This window comes from Methylomonas sp. LW13, from assembly GCF_016865255.1.
Taxonomy (GTDB): Bacteria; Pseudomonadota; Gammaproteobacteria; order Methylococcales; family Methylomonadaceae; genus Methylomonas.
Map to the genome: position 1 here is coordinate 1,292,100 of NZ_CP033381.1, position 18,134 is coordinate 1,310,233.

16 protein-coding genes are annotated in these 18,134 nt (G+C 49.7%); 3 read left to right on the forward strand and 13 right to left on the reverse strand.

Translation table 11 applies throughout. The annotated features are described in order from the left end of the window. The first annotated feature begins 11 nt into the window (after nucleotides 1-11). A complete protein-coding gene (locus JL719_RS05770) occupies nucleotides 12-1,511 on the forward strand; it encodes an alkaline phosphatase (RefSeq protein WP_033158894.1) in 1,500 nt (499 codons plus the stop codon). A 1,282-nt stretch (nucleotides 1,512-2,793) separates the two neighbouring features. Next, entirely contained in the window at nucleotides 2,794-2,961 is a 168-nt protein-coding gene (locus JL719_RS05775; RefSeq protein ID WP_165385923.1) for a hypothetical protein, read from the forward strand. A 103-nt stretch (nucleotides 2,962-3,064) separates the two neighbouring features. On the opposite strand, the gene rimI is transcribed toward JL719_RS05775, so the two are convergent. From rimI to JL719_RS05840, 13 genes are all read right to left on the reverse strand, one after another. Continuing rightward, nucleotides 3,065-3,619 (reverse strand): ribosomal protein S18-alanine N-acetyltransferase, encoded by a 555-nt coding sequence (gene rimI, locus JL719_RS05780; RefSeq protein WP_033158853.1) that lies wholly within the window; start codon nucleotides 3,617-3,619, stop codon nucleotides 3,065-3,067. A gap of 4 nt (nucleotides 3,620-3,623) precedes the next feature. After that, nucleotides 3,624-4,430: a uracil-DNA glycosylase gene (locus JL719_RS05785; RefSeq protein WP_033158854.1), complete on the reverse strand. Its 807-nt coding sequence runs from the start codon at nucleotides 4,428-4,430 to the stop codon at nucleotides 3,624-3,626. Nucleotides 4,431-4,443: 13 nt separating this feature from the next. Next, nucleotides 4,444-5,988, reverse strand: coding sequence for a 2-isopropylmalate synthase (locus JL719_RS05790; protein ID WP_033158855.1), 1,545 nt, complete (start codon nucleotides 5,986-5,988; stop codon nucleotides 4,444-4,446). 290 nt (nucleotides 5,989-6,278) lie between these two features. Next, nucleotides 6,279-7,250 (reverse strand): glycosyltransferase family 2 protein, encoded by a 972-nt coding sequence (locus JL719_RS05795; RefSeq protein WP_051670419.1) that lies wholly within the window; start codon nucleotides 7,248-7,250, stop codon nucleotides 6,279-6,281. Nucleotides 7,251-7,474: 224 nt separating this feature from the next. Continuing rightward, entirely contained in the window at nucleotides 7,475-8,353 is an 879-nt protein-coding gene (locus JL719_RS05800) for a glycosyltransferase family protein (RefSeq protein WP_051670421.1), read from the reverse strand. A gap of 161 nt (nucleotides 8,354-8,514) precedes the next feature. Next, on the reverse strand, nucleotides 8,515-9,399 hold the full coding sequence (locus JL719_RS05805) for a hypothetical protein (protein WP_051670422.1): 885 nt from the start codon (nucleotides 9,397-9,399) through the stop codon (nucleotides 8,515-8,517). 284 nt (nucleotides 9,400-9,683) lie between these two features. Continuing rightward, nucleotides 9,684-10,535: a CHAD domain-containing protein gene (locus tag JL719_RS05810; RefSeq protein WP_033158856.1), complete on the reverse strand. Its 852-nt coding sequence runs from the start codon at nucleotides 10,533-10,535 to the stop codon at nucleotides 9,684-9,686. A gap of 3 nt (nucleotides 10,536-10,538) precedes the next feature. Continuing rightward, nucleotides 10,539-11,279, reverse strand: coding sequence for a CDP-diacylglycerol--serine O-phosphatidyltransferase (pssA, locus tag JL719_RS05815; protein ID WP_033158857.1), 741 nt, complete (start codon nucleotides 11,277-11,279; stop codon nucleotides 10,539-10,541). A gap of 242 nt (nucleotides 11,280-11,521) precedes the next feature. Beyond that, nucleotides 11,522-11,962, reverse strand: coding sequence for a DUF6678 family protein (locus tag JL719_RS05820; protein WP_033158858.1), 441 nt, complete (start codon nucleotides 11,960-11,962; stop codon nucleotides 11,522-11,524). Nucleotides 11,963-12,080: 118 nt separating this feature from the next. Next, nucleotides 12,081-12,860, reverse strand: coding sequence for an outer membrane protein OmpK (locus JL719_RS05825; RefSeq protein ID WP_225893029.1), 780 nt, complete (start codon nucleotides 12,858-12,860; stop codon nucleotides 12,081-12,083). Between the two features lie 66 nt (nucleotides 12,861-12,926). After that, a complete protein-coding gene (gene ilvC / locus JL719_RS05830; protein WP_033158860.1) occupies nucleotides 12,927-13,943 on the reverse strand; it encodes a ketol-acid reductoisomerase in 1,017 nt (338 codons plus the stop codon). Between the two features lie 32 nt (nucleotides 13,944-13,975). Then, entirely contained in the window at nucleotides 13,976-14,467 is a 492-nt protein-coding gene (gene ilvN, locus JL719_RS05835; RefSeq protein WP_033158861.1) for an acetolactate synthase small subunit, read from the reverse strand. Further along, nucleotides 14,467-16,203, reverse strand: a complete 1,737-nt coding sequence (locus tag JL719_RS05840; RefSeq protein ID WP_033158862.1) for an acetolactate synthase 3 large subunit — start codon at nucleotides 16,201-16,203, stop codon at nucleotides 14,467-14,469. Before JL719_RS05840 ends, ilvN begins: the two co-directional genes overlap by 1 nt. 266 nt (nucleotides 16,204-16,469) lie before the next feature. On the opposite strand from JL719_RS05840, the gene JL719_RS05845 reads away from it, so the two are divergent. Further along, nucleotides 16,470-17,897: a DUF3375 domain-containing protein gene (locus JL719_RS05845; RefSeq protein WP_225893031.1), complete on the forward strand. Its 1,428-nt coding sequence runs from the start codon at nucleotides 16,470-16,472 to the stop codon at nucleotides 17,895-17,897. Nucleotides 17,898-18,134 lie beyond the last annotated feature (237 nt).

Consider the following 18,134-nt stretch of genomic DNA (forward strand, 5'->3'; position numbering starts at 1 on the left):
TTATGCTTCCTATGCACTGTAAATCCGCAATTCTGATAAGCACACTGAGCTTGGCGGCCGGGACATCCCAGGCTGAACCGGTTTTTGAAACGCCGGCATTCTGGTTGGAATCGGGGCAAAACCGTATCAAGGCGGCTGAGCAACTGGAAGCGAATCGAGCATTCGCCAAAAACGTCATTCTGTTCATTGGTGACGGCATGGGCATCTCGACTATTACCGCCGCGCGTATTCTGGAGGGGCAGCGCAAACCGGGCAATCGCGGTGGCGAGGAAAATTCGCTAAGTTTCGAAACAGCTCCCTATGTAGCGTTATCGAAAACTTATAGCGCCAATCAACAAACTCCGGATTCCGCGCCGACCATGTCAGCGATTATTACCGGTGTGAAAACCAATGATGGCGAATTGTCGGTAGGCATGCAGGTGGCTCGCCAGGAAAAGAGTGCAGAGGTCGTCAATACCTATAAGGTGAAAACCTTGCTGGAGCAAGCCGAGGAAAAAGGCCTATCAACTGGCGTGGTCTCTACTGCCCGAGTTACGCATGCCACGCCGGCTGCTTGCTACGCCCACACCTCTGAACGCGATTGGGAGTCCGATGCGCAAATTCCTGCGGGCGCCACCGTTCGCGATATTGCCAAACAATTACTGGATTTCGAATACGGCAATGGCCTGGAAGTGGCGTTGGGGGGCGGGCGTAGTATGTTTTTGCCCGAAACAACGCCGGATCCGGAAGATAATGATAAGTTTGGTAGCCGCAAAGACGGTGTGGATTTGACCCAGCGTTGGCTAGCCGAATATCCGCAATCGGCTTACGTTTATAACAAAGCCGGCTTCGACGCCATAGACTCCAAGCAAACCGAGCATTTGCTGGGGCTGTTCGAGCGTTCACATATGGAATACGAGCATGATCGGTTTGGTGACAAAGGTGGCGAGCCGTCTTTGACCGAGATGACCGAAAAAGCCATAGAGATATTGTCGAAAAATAAAAAAGGCTATGTGCTGATGGTGGAGGCGGGCCGTATCGATCATGCCCATCACGCCGGTAATGCTTATAGAGCTTTGACGGAAACCATCGAGCTCTCTAATGCGGTACGCAAGGCGTTGGAAAAAACCAATCCTCAGGATACGTTAATCATAGTTACCGCCGATCATAGCCACACCTTTACCATCGCCGGCTATCCGCAACGCGGTAATCCTATTATGGGCTTGGTCAAGCAAGCTGGCGAGAAAGGTTTTGCCAAGGACAGTAACGGATTGCCTTACGCGACGTTGGGATACGCCAACGGTCCGGGTTATCGAGGTCAAAAAGGCCGCCCCGATCTAAGCGCCGTCGATACCACGCATCCCGATTTTCTGCAGGAAGCCGTTGTACCGCTAGGCAGCGAAACGCACGGCGCCGAAGATGTGGCGATTTTCGCCTTCGGCCCCAAAGCGCATTTGTTTCATGGCGTACAAGAGCAAAGTTACATCTATCAAGTGATGGCGCATGCCTTCAAGTTTAAAGCCGGGCGGTAAAGTCTCACCAATCGTGAGCACAGGATTTTCAGCATAAAGATAAGGCATTAAGACCATGTGCTTGTATTAAGCGTGCGAGCCAAACTATACCGGCAAATTTAAAAAATCATGGCAAATTAGCGCGTGGCCGGATTTGCTCGGGCCACTAATAATGCAATCTTAATTTACACATAATCTAGATTTAAGGAAGTCTGAATAAAGTACCGACATACAAATCTAGCTTAGACGGTTATAAGGAAAAATTATGGACAATTTAAAAGCGATACCAATAACCAGCAATACAGACGGCAATTATTGCGACCACTCTAACTTGACCATGGAATTCGCCTACGGGTCGCCAACCGGGAATTTTATCTGTACGGAATGCGGGCGACTGTTATCTAAATCGACGGCCCGACAGGCGGCATTTGTGCCAAATAGCGTGCCAATAAAAACCATGCCGCCTTCAAGATTACCCGTATTTATAGTTTAGATATTTGCACGAGAAAACCACGAATACAAAAAAGCCGGGTATTGTTCCCGGCTCTGCTTGTCTAATTGACAATTTAATGCATTCTTGAAAACTAAAGATATCGGTCTGACTGATATTAAATAAAATTATCTTCCTATCTCAACGTCACGCCATGCCTCAACGGCGAATTCCGCCAATTCTTTGATTATTCCAAGTATGAATAACGCAAGACCATAAGTAAGTCCGGCGAGTATCAGTACTGCAAGTATTTTCATAAGACCTCCCAAAAGCTATCGGCTGGACCGATTCTGCCACCTTTTTGCTAAAACTCAACAGTGTTTTGGTCACTCTTGTAGATGGCGTGTTTTCGAAAAAGTGGACAAAATCATCCAAAACAAACCCTTGGTTCGCTTTCTTAAAGTCAATTAAATTTTACAAATTTATTCATTTGAACTGCCATAGCTTGGTGGTGGCGCTATGTTTGTGTAATCAAACGATCTCGTCATCAGCCTAACAGATTAGCTTTAGGCTTTGGTGCGTCGACGTATGAGGCAAAGATAAGCGATCTTTTGCGTTACTGACCAAAAATGTCAGGTAACTGTCACTTATGGCAATACTGCGCTGAAAAAATAGTCTTATTTACGCAGATCGTTCGAGCAGGCGAAGGCCATTCCGTTGCCAGAAAATGGTGTGATATTTGCTTTGTACCTCTTGCCGAATGTTAGCAACCTAAATTTTCGGTACGACTAGTTACTTTTCTGAGCAGTATTGGTAAGTTAACGAATTCAATTGCTTGTGGGGATTAGACAAGCTTCAATTAAGGGAATTACGATGAAAACTAAATTCGGTAAATCCAACTCGCTTAAAACCCGTGATGCTGGTTTTCAAGCAAGTCCAATATATCTTTACGAAATTGACCTCAGAGTCCAAACGGCAAATTGGTTGAAGCAAGAGACTCAGCAATTGAAAAATAGATTGAAAAAATATCCGGCTGTATAACTTGTTAAACGCCCAATGTACGGCCCTAATCGGATCGGTTACCGTTTCCGAGCAATAGTGTTGGCGGGATAATTTAGGCCGACAGTGAATCTACATAACCCGGCTAGAGCATAGGTACCAGATCCAACTCAAACATAATCGCGTCCTCGCGACCGTTTTTGGCCGGATAATAATTCTTACGGGTGCCGATTTCGCGAAAACCGGTTTTTCGATACAAATTGATGGCGCCAGGATTACTGGGGCGCACCTCAAGGAATATTTTCTCAGCGCGGGGCCGGGCGTATTCGATTAAGTGTTCCAACATTTTGCGGCCGGCTCCCTGGCGTTGAAAGTCAGGGTTGACGCTGATGTTCATAATGTGAGCTTCGCCAGCGGCTACATTGATGATGCAATAGCCTACTATGTTGTCATCTGGCGCCTCGCACACCCAACTGGTGTAAGTCATGGTGCGGAAACAATCTTTAAATATCCCTTCCGACCACGGAAATTCGTAATTTAACTCTTCTATCTTTAAGACGCTGGTTAAATCAGCATGATCCATTTTGCGCATCCGCATTAAGTCTTTGCTATCTACCGAGTCTGGAAACACCTTGGCGTAAAACTCGCGGTCCGCGTCGTAAATCACTGCATCTTTCAGTTTATGTAACAGTTTCCACATGGTCTTATTTTTCTAGTTTTTGATAGACCGACAGCGCAAACTGCAAGTCGCTCCAGGCTTTTGCCTTTTCCAGTAGCGAGCGCAATAGGTAAGCCGGGTGATGAATGACAATCAGCGGAATATCGTGTAATTGGTGTTGAACGCCGCGTAATTTTGCCAGAGGTTGTTGGGTGGTTAGCAAGCTTTGCGCAGCAATCCGGCCTACCGCCAAAATTATTTTCGGTTGTATCAATTCGATTTGCTGCTGCAGAAAGCGATTGCAGGCGGCGACTTCTTCGGCTTGCGGATCACGGTTATTCGGCGGCCGGCATTTCAATATATTGGCTATATAGACTTCTTCCCGCTTTAAACCTATCGCCCGCAACATTTCGGTTAATAATTGGCCGGCTTTGCCGACGAACGGTTCGCCTTGTAAATCTTCATTCTGCCCAGGCGCCTCACCAATCAGCATCCAGCTTGCTTGTTTATTGCCGACACCGAATACGGTTTGGGTGCGGGTTTTACACAGCGAGCAGGCTTCGCATAAAGAAACCTCGTGTTGCAGGTCTCTCCATATTTGATCGTTGGCGTGTGATGATGGCGACGAAGCAGGATGTCGCGGAAATTCGATATTAACGGTTTCGATGATGCTTGATACCGTTTGCTCGGAAGGCTCAACTTCGTGGGCTGCAAAGGGGGTAGACGGTACTACGTGTTCGATTCGACTTTCACAATGAACGGCCGCTTGCGGAACTGCGATGGGTAGACGCCTGGGTGTCCAGACGTCAATGCCCATCGCCTCCAAGTACTGCAAGCGGGTCGCGTTATCCATGGCGGCTCAAAAATCAGACATCGCCTTTTTGCGGATGCTGACGTTGGTCGGGCGTTTGCAGTTTGTTAACCGCGTTAATGTAAGCCTTGGCCGAGGCGATCACGATGTCGGTGTCGGCGCCGGAGCCGTTAACGATACGGCCGGCATTTTCCAGTCGGACGGTTACTTCACCCTGAGCATCCGTGCCGGTGGTGATGTTGTTAACCGAGTACAACGCCAAAGTCGCGCCGGTTTTTACCAAACTTTCGATGGCTTTCAGGCTGGCATCCACTGCACCACCGCCTTGCCCGCTGCCGGTGACTTCCTTGCCGTCGACACGTATCGTGACGGTGGCGTTAGGGACTTCGCCGGTTTCGGAACAGACTTTTAAGGCTACTAGTTTGATATGTTCGTCTTCCGCTTCGAAGCCTTGCTCGGAAATTAAGGCCTGCAAGTCTTCGTCGAAAATATCGTGCTTTTTGTCGGCCAATTGTTTGAAGCGGAAAAAAGCATCGTTCAAATCGGCTTCGCCGGCAAAGTCCACGCCCAGCTCTGCCATTCGGGTTTTGAAGGCGTTGCGGCCGGAATGTTTGCCTAAAACCATGCGGTTGGTGGTCCAGCCCACATCCTCGGCGCGCATAATTTCGTAAGTCTCGCGGTTTTTCAATACGCCGTCTTGATGAATGCCGGATTCGTGGGCAAAAGCATTGGCGCCGACGATGGCCTTGTTAGGCTGCACCGGAAACCCGGTGATGGATGACACAAGCTTTGAGCAAGTGACAATCTCGCGCGCATCCAAGCCGGTATCGCAGCCGAAGAAATCCTGGCGGGTGCGCACCGCCATCACCACTTCCTCCAAAGAGGCATTGCCCGCGCGTTCGCCCAAACCGTTGATCGTGCATTCTACCTGCCGCGCGCCGTTCATCACCGCCGACAAGGAGTTGGCAACCGCCAAGCCCAAATCATTGTGGCAATGTACTGAGAAGATAGCCTTGTCGGAATTGGGGATGCGCTTGATCAAATTGGCGATAGTCGCACCGAACTGCTGAGGCATGCTATAGCCGACCGTGTCCGGGATATTAAGTGTCGTCGCTCCGGCATCGATCACAGCTTCCAGGATTCGGCACAAGAAGTCTTCTTCCGAACGGCCGGCATCTTCCGGGGAGAATTCGACGTTATCGGTGTACTGGCGGGCGCGCTTTACTGCCCGAACTGCGTATTCGATGACCTGATCCGGCTGCATATTCAACTTCTTTTGCATATGGATCGGCGAAGTCGCGATAAAGGTATGGATGCGCGAGCTGTTTGCGCCTTTCAAGGCTTCGCCAGCCCGGTCGATGTCTTTGTCCAGCGCCCGCGCCAAGCCGCAAACTGTGCTGTCTTTGATGGCATCCGCCACTGCTTGCACCGCTTCGAAATCGCCTTGGCTGGCGGCTGGGAAGCCGGCTTCGATGACGTCGACTTTCATGCGCTCCAGAGCTCGGGCAATGCGGACTTTTTCATCGCGGGTCATTGAGGCGCCTGGGCTTTGCTCACCATCGCGCAAAGTTGTGTCGAATATAATTAATTTATCTTTCATGAGAACTCCGTTCATGAAATGTTCGGCGCTGAGGCCGAGGAACAGAAAAGGGTGGTATTGTTTAAATGAGGATAGAGTGCGCCCCTCAGGGCAGCAATCTTAAAGACAGGCCGAACAATTGTCTGCCAATGGCTGGCATGAAAACTAAGTGACTATGAAATTCGTTTTTCTGATTGTTCATGGTTGGAAACTATACTTGATTGCCGACTAAGGCTCAAGCTTGCGATGCTGCGGCGTTTGAGGCTGCTAAATCCATTTTACCTTTTGTTTCGATTCGGAATCTAACTAGGCTATCGTCGTATTTTAGAAAATAAACTCAATCCGCAGCTATAAAGAGCGTGCGCTAAAAACTTAATCTGCAGAAAGTGAATGCCGTATTGGAAACTAGCCAGCATGGTTTTGACCGCTAGCAAGCCTTGGTTTTGATTGATGTATTCCCAACTCAAATCTTGGGCGGATTGGATGTAGTTGAGCCTGATCAGCTTGGCTAGATCAGGTCTGACATTTCGCTTAATCAGTTGTTTTTTTATTTCCAGATTGGATAAGGAGTGATCCATCCGGCGGCGAGGCTGAGACGAGTATCCCTGGCCCGCGCTACGTTGCAGGTACAAGCCTTCTGTCACTAATCCGCATCGGCCATTCAGCGCAGCGCGCAAAGCCCAATCGCAATCCCAAAGTAGGCAGTCTTCCTGATATAAGCCGATTTGCCTAACCTGTTCCCTGGTTGCCACTGGTCGTTGAAACGCCATAGGGACCCTTTTTAGCAAAGCTTTGAATAGACGGTCTGCGTCAAATTCCAGTAGGGTTTCCGTCACTTGCGTTCCAGCCAGATCTGCCAATATTTTGTTCATGGCGTCAGTGTAGGATTCGTGCGTCCATTTTGAATTTGGACCAAACCAAGCGACGCTCATGAACAGCGTGTTAATTTCTGGATGGTTTTCTAAAGTTGAAACAGCTTTTTCTAAATAAGTCGGTGCGTAAAGGTCGTCGTCGTCCAGAAACGCAATGTATTTGCCAGAAGCGGCTTTGATGCCGGTGTTTTTTGCTGTGGCTCCCCCCAAAGAGGCTGGGTGCCGCAAAACTTTAATCTTCGTTCCGAACTTTTCCTGGATCTGAGCGGGGTTTACCGGAGGGGTTGAGCAATCGTCAACGACAATGATCTCGCAATCCGCCAAGGTTTGATTGACTACGCTGCTTATGGCTTCGTCCAAAAGGTCGGGGCGGTTGTGGGTGGGTATGATGACGGTAACTAAGCAGCTCATAGCATCGATTAGGCCGATTAAATTACAAAAGGTTTAACGGAAATATTGTGATGCATAAGATGAATCAAATAAATGCTGGTAGTTGGGCTATTATATCTTTAAGTTGATGATGGTGTCGCTTATTATGTTTAAGTAGTATCGGGCAGTGCCAGTAAGATAAATAGGTTGTTGGAGCTGATCGGAATTAAGCGGTGCTTTGTTCGAGAAATTAAAACAGATAGGCATTAAAATAAATTGAACGATTTTTTGAGGAGGCTTATTTTTGAGTAATTTTTAACAATAGTGCAGGCTTCTCGGAAGTTTAGGTGCTGTTTTGTTGAAAGATATTCATTCATTAGCACAGATTCTTTTGCGGTCGAATATGCCGCGCCCTGAGGTCTCAGGCTGTGCTGTACAGGAGTCGCATCGATAATCCCCATGGTTTTTTCCGATGCACTCACCTTTATTGGCCAAACGAGGTCATATCCCCATCCCATTGGACTTTCAAGCTCAAACGGTAGTAATTCATTTACAATTGATTTATGCATGCTAAATAGCGGGCCAATTTCAACAAAATGTGTTTCGCGTGCATTTAGCCAAGGCCTGGAAACAACAAATGTATTATCAGCTGTACTGGTTCTCGTGCGGGCGGGTTGAGCCAAGCAAAAGTTTAAATGCTGTTGCCATCCGATAAAAGCATCGAGAAAGTTATCGTCAACAAAAATGTCGTCATCGGTAAAGACAAGATAATCGTATTTGCTTATGTCAACCTCTTCTAGAATTTCATTTAATATCGTAAATTTTGGTTTAAGCTCAAATATCTGCTTAACCAGAATTAGGTTGGCGTGGTTTTTATATTCGGCTTGGTTGTCTTTTAGAGAGTTTTTAGGGTTCAATGATACCCAGATTTGATCAACCGCACATGCTGTTGATTGATTAAACGCACTTATCAGGTGATTAAATGTGTTTTCTCTGTATTCTAAATATATTCCTAAAATTAGTACCTTCGGTTTGTTTTTAGGCACATGTTGTATTTTTAGTGGTTTGTGATGGGTAGGGCACCGCATCAATATTTGGGAAATTTTGATTTTTAAATAGCATTTAATTTCGTCTAAATAGTTCACGAATAATTCCTTGGGCCGTCAGCTAGTTGCGAAATGCTGTTCTTAAGGAGGTTGGCCGAACTCAGTTTCCAATTGGAGCAAGGAAACTTATGTTCTCATTGAATAAGATCTGCTGTGTTGTTTTGGATAGTCAGCATTTCGCCATTGCTGAATGGCGAATTTTAAAATATTTTTCGCCTATGAATATCCCAGTAAAAGCGTTTCAGACGCATGAAATAATGGGGGTAGAACAGAAATGTTTTGCAGCGGATTAACGGAGCGGAAATTAGCGTAAGCCAGTCTTCTAAGGCTGTAGGCGATAATAGCCCCAAACTTCTGACACCGCCTGGCGGCATCTCGATGCCGCGCTCGCGCTTAAATTCCTGCCAAATCTCTATACCTTTATTGACGGGCTCAACTTGATCTATTTTTCGAGGTTTTTGTTCAAGCCATTCGTCCGGGTTTACGCAAGGTACCGAATCAATTACCGCCACTCCGGTTTCGCGCTCTTCATCGGTCAGAAGGTGTAAATACCACCAATCAGTTCCGAAGGCAATTAAGCCCGGGTCGTAAGTTGCCATAAACCGATCCAGAATAGGCTTAGAGAACATTGGCACGCAGTTTTCCACGAAATTGGTAAGCCTCGCAAATCTGAAATGATTTGCTTTTGTGACTTCATGGCTTATTTTGCCGATGCTCAAGAAACCAGGCTGTAGCAAGACGAGTTTGTAGCGTTCTAAAATGCGGAATAACTGGCTAATTTGGCTGGCGCTCAATTCTATATCGTCGTCAAGTACGAATATTGCTCGATAGGGGGTGAGTAACTCTCCCCAGCGGTTATATATATCGTGTAGATTTGGATATTTGCCGCCTTTTCGCTCGTTGTAAAAATCAGCAACGCTCCGGTGATAATCACTTTCGCCTTCGTATTGAGTAACCCATAAGTCGAAATTTTTTTTGCCCGTGACCCATTTTTTTATATTGGATCGGTGGCCGGCTGAGGTGTAAACCAGATAGGGTGAAGACGGAACACCTATTTTAGGTGAGTTTCTATCATCTGATGCCATTGAAACCGCCTCTAATATTTCGTAATGCCACGTTATGAACTTTTTCTTGTTGATTTTGACGTTTGGGGATAGCGTTTAAGTTTGACGGCTTTAGTTTTTTCGGTAGCAGCTGATTGTCCTGAGGCAATGATAAAAAATAAACTCAATTGACAGTAGAGTTAATGGTTCGTAAGGTTTGCCGAGTCACATTGTTTTTCAATTGCTTAATAGAAAATTTTTTATTTCTGGTAGATCATCTCGTCGTTGGTGCCAATAAATAAGCCGACAATGAGTATAGCTAGTTTCTACGCGGATTCAAAAACCCAGTTTCTGTCGTTTTGGGTCACATGCCGAAACACCAAAATCTCCGAGCAACAGGTTATAAATGAGTCGATCAACTCTTGTTGTTGTCGTCGATAGTACTGCTCTACTGCGCTCGGTATCTGATGTTGAAAAAATAGCTCAAGGGTTTGCAACATGATTACAGAGTTTTGAATGTCACCCATGCGAGTTAACTGGCTTTTCAACGGGCTTGAGTCCATTTCAGCGTGAGTGGAATCAAGGCATTGCGCTGCTAAAAGCGTATAGCGCAATTTTTTAACAGCGATGCGCAGATGATGAATGCTGGCAGGTATGGTGGGATCCAGTGCTTCATAACGATTTATCACTAGGCCATAAATATTGTTAATGGCGCTTGGCAATGCCTGTTCAAGATCGATGTCGGTTGTTTGAGTTTTGAAGTATTTACCGGCTTTTTTCAACTTGCGACGCAGTTTCGGTTGATACAGGGTGGCAATAAATGAATGGTTTTCCAGCAGTAAACGCTGTTCGCAGCGATGCATGTACGCTAAAAAAGGCTCTAGCTCAGGAAGTATAGGCAGGGTCTTGGCCGCCTCGAACAGCATGACCTGGGTATCTCGCAATTCGTCGAAACCGTCGAGTTGCTTTTTCAACGCTTTGCGAATGCTTAGTAATGTGGGTTGTGGCTCCAAGGCATGTAGCAATTCTATCAGCGCCAACAAGCGCCGGGTGCTAATGCGTAATTCGTGGACGTTATCTTCGCTGGCGGTTTGGCGGCAGGCTTTCAAGCGTTTGCGATATTGGCGCCAGTGTATTTCCAAGGCGTCGAGCAACAGTTTGCCGCCGGTATTTTTCATCCGCTAACTTTTACGGCTTTGCAGCTTACGTTTGCGCAAAACCAAGGTAACTATAGGGCCGGATATGGCATAGCCGACCGATAGCAGGAACAGCATTCGCTGTGGTTGCGCCATTATGAAGCTGATAACCAGCATCGCGATAATGGCAACGATGAATGGCACTTTGTTTTTAAAATCGATTTCTTTGAAGCTGGAGTAACGGAAGTTGCTGACCATTAGCAAACCGGTAGTGATGGTGGTCAGCAATACCAGATACTTGATGTTTTCCACGTCATAACCGTTTTCCACGCAGAACCATAATCCACCGGCCAAAATAGCCGCCGCTGCCGGGCTGGGTAGGCCTTGAAAATAGCGTTTGTCGGCCACTTCCACTTGCGTGTTGAAACGCGCCAAACGTAACGCTCCACCGGCCATATGCACAAATGCGGCGAACAAGCCTGCTTGGCCCATGGTGGATAGAGTCCACAAATACATGACAATAGCCGGAGCAACGCCAAACGAAACCATATCGGACAAGCTGTCGTACTGCACGCCGAATTCGCTTTGCGTGTTAGTCAGGCGGGCAACTCGGCCGTCCAAGCCATCCAGTACCATCGCAATGAACATCGCAATCGCCGCTGTTTCGAAACGGCCGTTAATTGCCGAGGTGATTGCATAAAACCCGGCAAACATGGCGCCCGTGGTGAATAGATTGGGCAGTAGGTAAATGCCACGATGACGAGTAAGCGGTTGCTTCTTGATCATAATGTGTCTACAAAGGTTGAAAAGTTGGCGGCATTGTACATGCTGAATATGACAGATGCTTAACTAATGTGGCCGGTTTCGTGGGTATGAGAGAAGGCTTGTGATTATTGAGATTGTAGCCCGTATGCCGCGTAGCGATAGACATCGGTGATGTATTGCCACTATTGATAACGTTTGATTTTCAACCTGGATTTCCGTTGCGCTTCATCCAGGCTACGCTGACTGTCACGTTGACCGGAAGGTTAGGCCAATTTCTGGGGCGGGAAGTCTTCATATGACTTTGGAAAATAGCCCCAGATTCGTGCGACATCCCCTTTTACCTCATAATCAAAGCCGATGCTGGAAAGTTTTGAAGCAATCTCAGCGCTGTGATCAATAATCCTGGGCGGCGTTAAATGCCCCATGAATTCATGCTGATGCAGCCCAATATCAAACCACTCTACGCCAACAAATGGAAATGGCAGATGGTAATGCCACTCGGAATCCCATTCGGAGATATGACCATTTATCCATTTACTTCTATACGAAGGCCGCCAGCCCGGCTTTTGCCGAAAGTAATTGATTAATTCATTCCACTTTGTGTCATTGGCAAGTGCGCCAAAATACTTGCATTTAGCTTGGAAAATGATCTTGTCTCGGTTAGAACCAAGCGGTGTTGCCGTGGCGTCGGGAAGTTCGCGCATCGAATTGGCCTACCGTAATGTTAATCGGCGCGGCGCTGTTTGCCGCGTCCGGTGGAATGAAGTGTTATATGCATGCTAACCAACTAACTGTCACGACTGCTGTTCATTTTCATTTGCCTCAAAACTTCCACAACACCAACGCCTGCGGCACGCTGTCCTGTAAGCCTTTAATCCCGTATTTGTTATGCCAATACTGGTATTCGATGCCGATATACAAATGGTCGCTATCACCCCATAAGTTGCCGAGGTCTAATCTAAGTTGCGGCTGCGCCAGGGCTTGGCGGGCGGCGGTGTGGTTATGGCCGATGAAGTCGGCAAAGCCTTCGAAGCTCCATTTCGTGCCGGCAATTTCGAACCGCAGTTTCCACACTGGGGTAATCTGCCAGGAGGTGCCGATGTCGGCGGTTTCGGTGACGCGCTGCCGTAAAAAGTCGACGTTGAAATAGTCGAAGCCCGGCAGGTCGAAATCGACGGTAACGCCATTAAGCCAAGCGCGAAAGCCGCTGCGCGAGCTGTTCATGTTTTCCCCAAGGTTGACGCCGGCGGTCACGCCGAAATCCTTGAAAATGCCGTAGGACAAGTCCAAGCCGATGACTTTACCGAGGCTGAAGGTGCTGTATGCCTCGCCGTAAAGATTGGTTTGCGCGGTTTGGCCGGATTCGGTAAACATCGTATCCATGAAGAAGAAGTTGCGGCCGTAAGCCCAGCCGTGGGCGTGGGTGACGGTGATGATGGACTGGCTGACGTCGTTGGCGTTGAACGGTTCCTGGTAGTTGCCGCCATGCAGATATTGGATCTCGCTGTTACTCCGTTGCATGAAATCAGCAGGGCAGGGCTGGGCCAAGGTCGCGGTGATGATACCAAGATAAAACCGGTTTAAGCGATAGCGATCAAGCATTTGGCAAAATCCAGCGGGCAAAAAAAAGCCCATCGTGTAGATGGGCTTTAATCCTAGCCGATAAGCTTAGTTTTTGCTTTTATCGACGATTTGGTTAGCTTTGATCCAAGGCATCATGGCCCGCAGTTTAGCACCGACGGTTTCGATAGGATGCTCGGCATTCAGGCGGCGTCTGGCGGTCATTTCAGGGTAGCCGGTTTGGCCTTCCAGGATAAATTGCTTGGCGTATTTACCTTGCTGAATGTCTTCCAGGGCTTGTTTCATGGCCCAACGGCTTTCTTCGTTGATTACTTTTGGGCCGGTGACGTATTCGCCGTACTCGGCGTTGTTGGAGATCGAGTAGTTCATGTTGGCGATGCCGCCTTCGTACATCAAGTCCACGATCAGTTTCAGTTCGTGCAAGCACTCGAAGTAGGCCATTTCTGGCGGGTAGCCGGCTTCGGTCAGGGTTTCGAAACCGGCTTTGACCAGTTCGACCGCGCCGCCGCACAATACCGCTTGTTCGCCGAACAAGTCGGTTTCGGTTTCGTCGCGGAAAGTGGTTTCGATGATGCCGGAGCGGCCGCCGCCGATCGCAGAAGCGTATGACAAGCAGATGGCTTTGGCCATGCCGGACGCATCTTGATGAATCGCAATCAAATCAGGAATGCCGCCGCCTTTAACAAACTCGGAACGCACGGTGTGACCAGGTGCTTTAGGCGCAATCATGATTACGTCCAGGTCTTTGCGGGGTACGACTTGGTTGTACAGAATCGCAAAACCGTGAGCGAAAGCCAGGGCTGCGCCTTGTTTGATATTGGGTTCGATTTCTTCTTTGTACAGTTTGGATTGAAACTCGTCAGGAGTCAGAATCATCACCACGTCGGCGCCGGCGATGGCTTCCGGTACGTCTTTGACAGTCAAGCCGCTGGCTTGAGCTTTGGCGACGGACGCTGAATTGGCACGCAAGCCGACAACGACGTCAACACCTGAGTCTTTCAGATTGTTGGCGTGCGCGTGGCCTTGTGAGCCGTAGCCGATGATCGCTACTTTTTTGCTTCTGATAACAGAAAGGTCGGCGTCTTTATCGTAATAAACTTGCATAGGTTTTCTCGTTGCTGGGTAAATAATAAATGTTACAGGTGTAAGCCTTTCTCGCCGCGGGAGATGCCGGTTGGACCGGAGCGCACTACTTCAATGATGCTGCCTTCTTCAAAGCCGTGGATAAAGGCGTCCAGTTTGCTGGATTGGCCGGTCATTTCCACCACGTAGCTGTTGGCGGTGACATCGATAATCTTGCCGCGGAAGATGTCGACCATGCGTTTCACTTCTTCGCGGGTATCGTGGCTGGTTTTGATTTTTACCAGCATCAGCTCGCGTTCGATATGCGCGGATTCCGCCAAATCGATCAATTTCACCACGTCGATCAACTTGTTCAGTTGCTTGGTGATTTGCTCGATAATCTCGTCACTGCCGCTGGTAACCAAGGTCATCCGCGACAGGCTGGGATCTTCGGTCGGCGCCACGGTCAACGATTCGATATTGTAGCCGCGCGCCGAGAACAGTCCGGCGACGCGCGATAGCGCGCCGGCTTCGTTTTCGATCAGGATGGAAATAATGTGCCGCATCACGATAACTCCCTGTCGACCGGTGTGCCGGGCGCGACGCGCAATTTCATGTCGTGATGGCCTTTGCCTGCTTCTATCATGGGGTAAACGTTTTCCGTGCGATCCGTGATGAAATCCAGGAATACGGTTCTATCCTTCAATGCGAAGGCTTCTTCCAGAGCACCGCGCACGTCTTCAGGTTTCTCGATCAACATACCGACGTGGCCGTAGGCCTCCGCCAATTTAACGAAGTCGGGGATGGTATCCATGTAGGACTGCGAATACCGGCTTTGATAAGAGAACTCCTGCCATTGCCTCACCATGCCCATGTAGCGGTTGTTCAGGTTGATGATTTTCACCGGCGCGTTGTATTGCAGGGCAGTGGATAGCTCTTGGATACACATCTGGATGCTGGCTTCGCCGGTGATACAGGCGACATTGGCTTCCGGAAACGCCAGTTTCACGCCAATTGCAGCCGGCAAACCAAAGCCCATCGTGCCCAGGCCGCCGGAGTTGATCCAGCGCCGAGGTTTGTCGAAGTGGTAGTACTGCGCGGCATACATTTGATGTTGGCCCACGTCGGAGGTGACGAATGCTTCCCCGCCAGTCACTTGATACAACTGCTCTACGACATATTGCGGCTTAATGACGTTGCTGGTGCGGTCATAATCCAGGCAATGCACATCCCGCCAACTGCCTATCAATTGCCACCAGGATTCAAGCGCTGACTTCGACGGCTTGGTTTTGCTGTCTTTGATCAGTTCTATCATTTGCTCCAACACCGGTTTGACTTCGCCGACAATCGGCACGTCGACTTTAACGGTTTTGGAAATCGAGGCGGGATCAACGTCGATATGGATAATCTTGGCGTACGGGCAAAACTCAGCCAGTTTGCCGGTAACTCGGTCGTCGAAGCGCGCGCCGACCGCCAGAATGACGTCACTCTCATGCATCGCCATATTGGCTTCGTAAGTACCGTGCATACCCAGCATGCCGACGAACTGTTTGTCGGTGGCCGGATAGCCGCCCAAACCCATCAAGGTGTTGGTGATCGGGTAACCCAGCAATTGGGTCAGTTCGGTTAGTTCTTTATGGGCTTCACCAAGAATCACGCCGCCGCCGGAATAAATCATCGGCCGCTGCGCGGTTAACAATATATCTACCGCGCGTTTGATCTGGCCCTTGTGGCCGCTTACCACCGGGTTATAAGAACGCATGCTGATCTTTTTCGGGTACTTATAAGGCACCTTGATGTTTGGATCGGTTATGTCTTTCGGCACGTCGACCAATACCGGGCCGGGGCGGCCGGTGGTTGCCACGTAAAAGGCCTTCTTCATGGTTTCGGCCAAATCGTTGACATCCTTGACCAGGAAGTTGTGCTTAACGCAGGGCCGAGTAATGCCCACCGTATCGACTTCCTGGAACGCATCGCTGCCTATTACCGGCGACGGCACTTGGCCCGAGATGATCACCATCGGGATAGAATCCATATACGCGGTGGCAATGCCGGTGACGGCATTTGTCGCGCCTGGGCCCGAGGTGACCAGCACCACGCCCGGTTTGCCGGTGGCGCGCGCATAAGCGTCAGCTGCATGGGCCGCCGCTTGTTCGTGGCGGACCAGGATATGTTTCACTTCGTCTTGATGGAAAATGGCATCATAGATGTGCAAGACAGAGCCACCCGGATAGCCAAATACAAATTCGACACCTTCATCTTTAAGACATTGGACAAGAATATGTCCGCCACTGAGTTCCAATTTTACGTCCTCAAAAAACTAATCGATCGGGGGAAATGCAGATTTTACAAAAAAGGTTGGATAAGCTACTGTTTTTGACCCTTTTCGTCAAGGAAAACCAAGGATTTCACTTGGGTTTTCTTGCCTACAGATAGGTTTTTCCGTTGGAAATTTGGTCAAATTTACAATTGGCGGAGCGGGACAGCGGCATTGTTTAACAGTTTACGCCACGCCAACGAGTGGCGAGCACATAAAGGATATTCAAGCTGGATTACCGTACTCTCGATTTGCTCAAACAAAATCATCCGGCGTGGCGGCTACTTAATTCGCCGCATGCGCCACTGGTTGCCGGCTTTTTGAACCGGGTGTTTGTCATCCCAAACCAGCGCTTGATTGCCCAGGCCGATCTTGCCGAGGCCTTGGAAGACGAATTATTCGGCTTGCGGGAACAATTCGGTAACGACATCTTTCCAAAGTCGGCGCTGGACTACCTCAGTGATTGGGCCGGCAACGACAAGGGCTGGCTGCGCAAATTTTATCGCCAAGGCTCGGATGAACCCTATTTCGACCTGACTCCGCCCACCGAAAGAGCCATCGCCTGGCTGGGTAGCTTGACCGAACGCAGCTTCGTCGGCACCGAGTCGCGCTTGCTGACCTTGTTCGAACTGCTCAAGCAAATCAGCGCAGGTAGCGAGACCGATCCCGAGACCCGCATCGCCGAACTGCGCAAGCGCCGCGCCGACATTGACGCCGAAATCGCCAGAGCCGAAGCCGGCGAACTGGCCTTGTTGGACGACACCGCATTGAAAGACCGCTTTCTGCAATTCACCGCGCTGGCCCGCGAACTGCTCGGCGACTTTCGCGAAGTCGAGCATAACTTTCGCGGCCTGGACCGGCGGGTGCGCGAGCGCATCGCCTTGTGGGAAGGCGGCAAGGGCGAATTGCTGCAAGACATCATGGGCGAACGCGATGCCATTGCCGATTCTGACCAGGGCCGTAGCTTCCGCGCCTTCTGGGATTTCCTGATGTCCAGCCGCCGCCAGGAAGAATTATCGGCCTTGCTGGAAAAAGTGCTGGCCTTGCAGCCGGTCGCCGAACTGCGCCCCGAAGCCCGCTTGCGCCGGGTGCATTACGACTGGCTGGAAGCCGGCGAACATACCCAGCGCACCGTCGCGGAACTCAGCCGGCAATTGCGCCGTTTCCTCGACGACCAAGTCTGGCTGGAAAACCGCCGCATCATGGAAATCCTGCACGGCATCGAGGCCAAAGCGCTAAGCCTTCGCGAAAGCCAACCGGCCGGCGAAGTGATGGCTATCGGCGAAGCCGCCGCCGACATCGAATTGCCGATGGAGCGGCCGCTGCACATCCCGGCCGTCAAACCGCGAATCGATAGCATCGTCCCGGAAACCGGCGACGGCGACCTGGACGCCGCCGCGCTATTCTCGCAAATCGTCATCGACAAGGCGCAACTGGCCCGCCACATCCGCCACGCCCTGCAAGACAAAACGCAAATCACCCTGGCCGAACTCTGCCGTAGCCGCCCCTTGCAACACGGTCTGGCGGAACTGGTCTCCTATCTGCAACTCGGCGGCGACAGTTTCAAAACCACGGTCGACGAAGGCGTGGAAGACGTCATCGTTTGGCAAACGACGGACGGTGAAGGGCGGGAAGTGAGCAAGCAGGCGCGCTTGCCGAGGGTGATTTTTGTCAGGTGACGCAAGCGGCACAGGATGTTCTTATCGAATAGGGGGGCGGAAATCTTTCCAAAATTTAGGCATATGCTAGGATAGGTAGGCGCTACATGCTGGCAATTAGAGTGGTTGTAGACACAAATGTCCTGGTTGCCGGCTTGAGCGGCGATAAAGGACCAAATCGAAAAGTTCTTCGCCGCAGCCTCCAAGGCGATTTGCAGTCATCTAGTCCGCGTCGAACTCTCCGCAGGCATGCTGAAA